Origin of the sequence: Streptomyces bambusae (genome assembly GCF_019400985.1) — a bacterium.
GTDB classification, from domain to species: Bacteria; Actinomycetota; Actinomycetes; order Streptomycetales; family Streptomycetaceae; genus Streptomyces; species Streptomyces bambusae_A.
In genome coordinates, this window is sequence record NZ_WTFF01000492.1 from 1 (window position 1) to 3687 (window position 3687).

Genomic DNA, 3687 nt, shown 5'->3' on the forward strand with positions numbered 1-3687 from the left:
GCCCTGCTGACCCGGCAGCGGCACGAGCTGGAGCAGGCGGAGCTGGCGGCGGCGCGGCTGGCCGAGGAGTACCGGGCGCAGGCGGCGGAACCGGCGGCGGTCGACCTGGTGGAGGTGGTGACGGGCGCGAGCGCGGTGGCGCACCGTTTCGCCCAGCTCCGGCTGGGGGCGGTGGAGGAGGTCTGCGCGCTGGTGACGGGCACGGGCGCAGATGCCGGGAACCGCGCGGCGCGGCGCGGGGTGGAGCACCGGGTGGTCGTCGAGCGGGAGGTGCTGACCGCGCCCGACGGGCTGGTTCAGGCACAGGCGGCGCTGGGGCGGGGCGAGCAGGTCCGGGTGGCGGCCGCGGTCCCGGCGGAGCTGGTGATCGCGGACCGGGCGCCGGCGATGGTGCGGCTGACGGCGCACGGCGCCGAGCCGGCGGCGCTGGTGGTCCACGCGTCGGGCCTGCTGGAATCGCTGCGGGGCCTGTTCGAGGCGGTGTGGCGCGAGGCGCATCCGCTGCGGCTGGGCGCCGGGGCGGGCGGAGCGGTGGAGGAGGCCGGTGCCGCCCCCGACGCGACGGACCTGGAGATCCTCTGCCTGCTCCTGGCGGGTATGACCGACGCGAGCGTGGCCAAGCACCTGGAGCTGGGGCTGCGGACGGTCCAGCGCCGGGTGGCGGGCCTGATGGAGCTGTGCGGGGTGACCACCCGGCTCCAGCTGGGCTGGCAGGCGTACGAGCGGGGCTGGGTGGCCCGATAGTCCCTGGTCGGTCAGGCTGGGCAGGTGGACGCGCCGCAGCTTCTCCTGGTGGGCCTGGTCCTGCTGCTCGGCGTGGTCGGGGTGCTGGTGCCGGGTGTGCCGGGCACGTGGCTGGTGTGGGCGGGGCTGCTGTGGTGGACGCTGAAGGAGCCGACCGCCCTGGCGTGGTCCCTGCTGGTCTCCGCGACGGCGCTGCTGCTGGTGGTACAGGTGGTGAAGTGGCAGCTGCCGCCGCGCCGCATCCGCGAGGTCGGCGTGACCCGCCGGATGGCGGCGTACGCCGGCGGCGGCGCACTCCTGGGCTTCGTACTGCTTCCGGTGGTCGGGGCGATCCCCGGCTTCGTCGGCGGCATCTACCTGTCCGAACGCCTCCGCCTGGGCACGCACGGGGAGGCGTCGGCGTCGGTCCGCGCGGTGATGCGGGCGGTGGGTACGAGCGTCCTGGTCGAGCTCTTCGCCTGCCTGCTGGTGCTGGCCGCGTGGGTGGCGGCGGTCCTGACCTCATGAGCCGGGACGTGACGACCGCCCCAGCCCCGCCCCGCCCGGCACGGGGCAAGGCGGGGTCGGGCAGGCGTGGCGGCCGGGGGGGCGAGCGCAGGGGCCGGGGTCAGGCGTGGCCGCCGCGCTTGGCCGCGTAGTTGGCCCGGCCCTGGGCCGACTTCTGCTTCCAGTCGCGCCGGATGTCGGCCCGCAGCCTCGCGTCCGTCTTGGCCACGATGCGCTGGTTCTCGCGCAGCAGCTTGCGGTACGACTCCAGCCGGCGCTCCGGCAGCGAGCCGTCGGCCACGGCGGCCTGCACCGCGCAGCCCGGCTCCGCCTCGTGGGCGCAGTCGTGGAAGCGGCACTCCGCGGCGAGCTCCTCGATCTCCGAGAAGGTCTGCCCGACGCCGGCCTCGGCGTCCCACAGCCCCACACCGCGCAGCCCGGGCGTGTCGATCAGGACGCCGCCACCCGGCAGGGAGAGCAGGTTGCGGGTGGTGGTGGTGTGGCGGCCCTTGCCGTCCACGTCCCGCGTGGCCTGCACCTCCATGACGTCCGCCCCGAGGAGCGCGTTGGCCAGGGTGGACTTGCCCGCGCCGGAGGTGCCCAGCAGCACGCTCGTACCGTCGGCGACGATCGCGCCGAGCACGTCCGTGCCCTCGCCGGTGTGCGCGGAGACGGTGAGCACCTGCACGCCCGGGGCGCTGGTCTCCACGTCCTGCACCAGGTGCGCCAGGGTCACCGGGTCCGGGACCAGGTCCGCCTTGGTCAGCACCACCAGCGGCTGGGCCCCGGACTCCCAGGCCAGCGCGAGGAAGCGTTCGATGCGGCCCAGGTCCAGTTCGACGGCGAGCGGGACCGCGATGATCGCGTGGTCCACGTTGGCGGCCAGGACCTGGCCCTCGGAGCGCTGCGAGGAGGTGGACCGGACGAACGCCGTCCGGCGCGGCAGGTAGGCCTTCACGTAGCGCGGGTTCCCGGCCGGCTCGACGGCGGCCCAGTCACCCGTGCAGATGACCCGCAGGGGGTCGTGCGGGGTGACGAAGGCCGTGTCGGCGCGGACGAGCCCGTCCGGGGTGAGGACGTCGCACTGGCCGCGGTCGACCCGCACCACCCGGCCCGGAACCAGCCCCTGTTCGGCGTACGGAGCGAACTCCGCGGCCCAGGCGTCGTCCCAACCGAGCGGGACGAGGGAGGAGTTGGGCGAAGAGGAAGAAGAAGAAAGGAAAGCGTGGGAAGTCAAGGGGAACCCTTCACAAGGGCGGCCCCGGCAACGCGGCGCGCGATGCGCGCTGGAAGAGACGGAGTGTCAGCCGGCGGCCACAGGAATGAGATTGATGGTCTTCGGAATGAGGGCAGCGCCCTTCGCAGCGACAGTCATCAATGGACTCACCTCCTGTGCGATGTACATCGACATCGGTTCGGCGTTTCGGCGTTCGACGTTCGGCGTCACTCGGCGTGAACGGCTTCACCGTAACAACCCCCCGGCCGGCACGCCAGCGAATATTCCGCGCGTCCGATTCCTTCAAGACCGGGCGGCCCGGCCGTGCCTAGCCTGCTGCCATGACCGTACGACTCGACATGATCGGCCTGGTCGTCTCCGACATGGCCGCCTCGCTCGCCTTCTACCGCCGCCTCGGCCTGGACGTTCCGGACGGGGCCGAATCCCAGCCGCACGTGGAGGCCGTCCTCCCGAACGGGCTGCGCATCGGCTGGGACACGGAGGAGGTCATCCGCTCCTTCGACCCGTCGTGGACCCGCCCCGCCGGGGGCGGCGAGCGGATCGGACTCGCCTTTCTGTGCGAGAGCCCCGCAGGGGTGGACGCCCTGTACGCCGAGCTGACGGAGGCCGGCTACGAGGGCCACCTCAAGCCGTGGGACGCCGTGTGGGGCCAGCGCTACGCCGTGGTGCTCGACCCCGACGGCTGCGGCGTCTCCCTGTTCGCACCGGCCGCACCGGCCGAGCCGGCCGAGCCGGCCGCGGAGTCCGCCCCCGCGACGTAGGCGGCGGCGTAGGAGGTCAGCGTGATCCCGGCCAGGGCGCGCATCTCCCGGGACAGGTGGGCCTGGTCGGCATAGCCGGCCAGGGCGGCTGTTTCGGCGTACGGGACGCCCCGCCGGACCAGGTCCAGCGCGCGCTGGAGGCGCAGGATCCTTCCGAGGGTCTTGGGGCCGTAGCCGAAGGCGTCCAGGGAGTGCCGGTGCAGGCGGCGGGCGCCGACACCGGTGGCTTCGACGACGGCGGCCACCGACGCGCCGGCCGCCAGCAGGTCGGCAGCCGCGGCGGCCAGAGGGTCGGGCGGCCCGGCCTCGGCGGCCCGGGCCCCGTCTCTTTTTCTCATCTCCGGGGCCCCGAGACCGGGGGCGTGAGCGGATTCCGTCTTTTGCTTTAACAAAAAATAAAGTTAAGCTTCACAACTTTCATTAGCTATCTACAATAGCACTATAAGCGTATTGTCTTTA

The 3687-nt window shown here is 73.2% G+C and carries 4 protein-coding genes and 1 pseudogene; 3 read left to right on the forward strand and 2 right to left on the reverse strand.

Going from position 1 to position 3687, the window contains the following annotated elements; translation table 11 throughout:
- Together GPJ59_RS34550 and GPJ59_RS34555 are read left to right on the forward strand one after the other, a co-directional pair.
- On the forward strand, window positions 1–744 hold a 744-nt coding region (locus GPJ59_RS34550), incomplete at its 5' end, for a helix-turn-helix transcriptional regulator (RefSeq protein ID WP_219671974.1).
- A gap of 24 nt (window positions 745–768) precedes the next feature.
- Window positions 769–1251, forward strand: coding sequence for a DUF456 domain-containing protein (locus GPJ59_RS34555; protein WP_219671976.1), 483 nt, complete (start codon window positions 769–771; stop codon window positions 1249–1251).
- Window positions 1252–1351: 100 nt separating this feature from the next.
- Here GPJ59_RS34555 and rsgA read toward each other — a convergent pair whose 3' ends face one another.
- The gene (gene rsgA / locus GPJ59_RS34560) at window positions 1352–2467 is read right to left on the reverse strand and encodes a ribosome small subunit-dependent GTPase A (protein ID WP_219671978.1); all 1116 of its coding nucleotides are present in this window, start codon (window positions 2465–2467) and stop codon (window positions 1352–1354) included.
- A 320-nt stretch (window positions 2468–2787) separates the two neighbouring features.
- Between rsgA and GPJ59_RS34565 the strand changes: the two genes are divergently transcribed.
- Complete coding sequence (locus GPJ59_RS34565) at window positions 2788–3228, forward strand: VOC family protein (RefSeq protein ID WP_219671980.1); 441 nt, start codon at window positions 2788–2790, stop codon at window positions 3226–3228.
- Here the strand turns inward: GPJ59_RS34565 and GPJ59_RS34570 are convergent.
- Window positions 3123–3542 (reverse strand): annotated as a pseudogene (locus GPJ59_RS34570) (helix-turn-helix domain-containing protein); the annotation flags it as partial. The gene GPJ59_RS34565 and the pseudogene GPJ59_RS34570 overlap by 106 nt on opposite strands.
- Window positions 3543–3687 lie beyond the last annotated feature (145 nt).

Bases quoted from the DNA above. Each gene is read 5' to 3' on its own strand.
- GPJ59_RS34565 (WP_219671980.1), top strand. From the start codon at position 2,788: ATGACCGTACGACTCGACATGATCGGCCTGGTCGTCTCCGACATGGCC.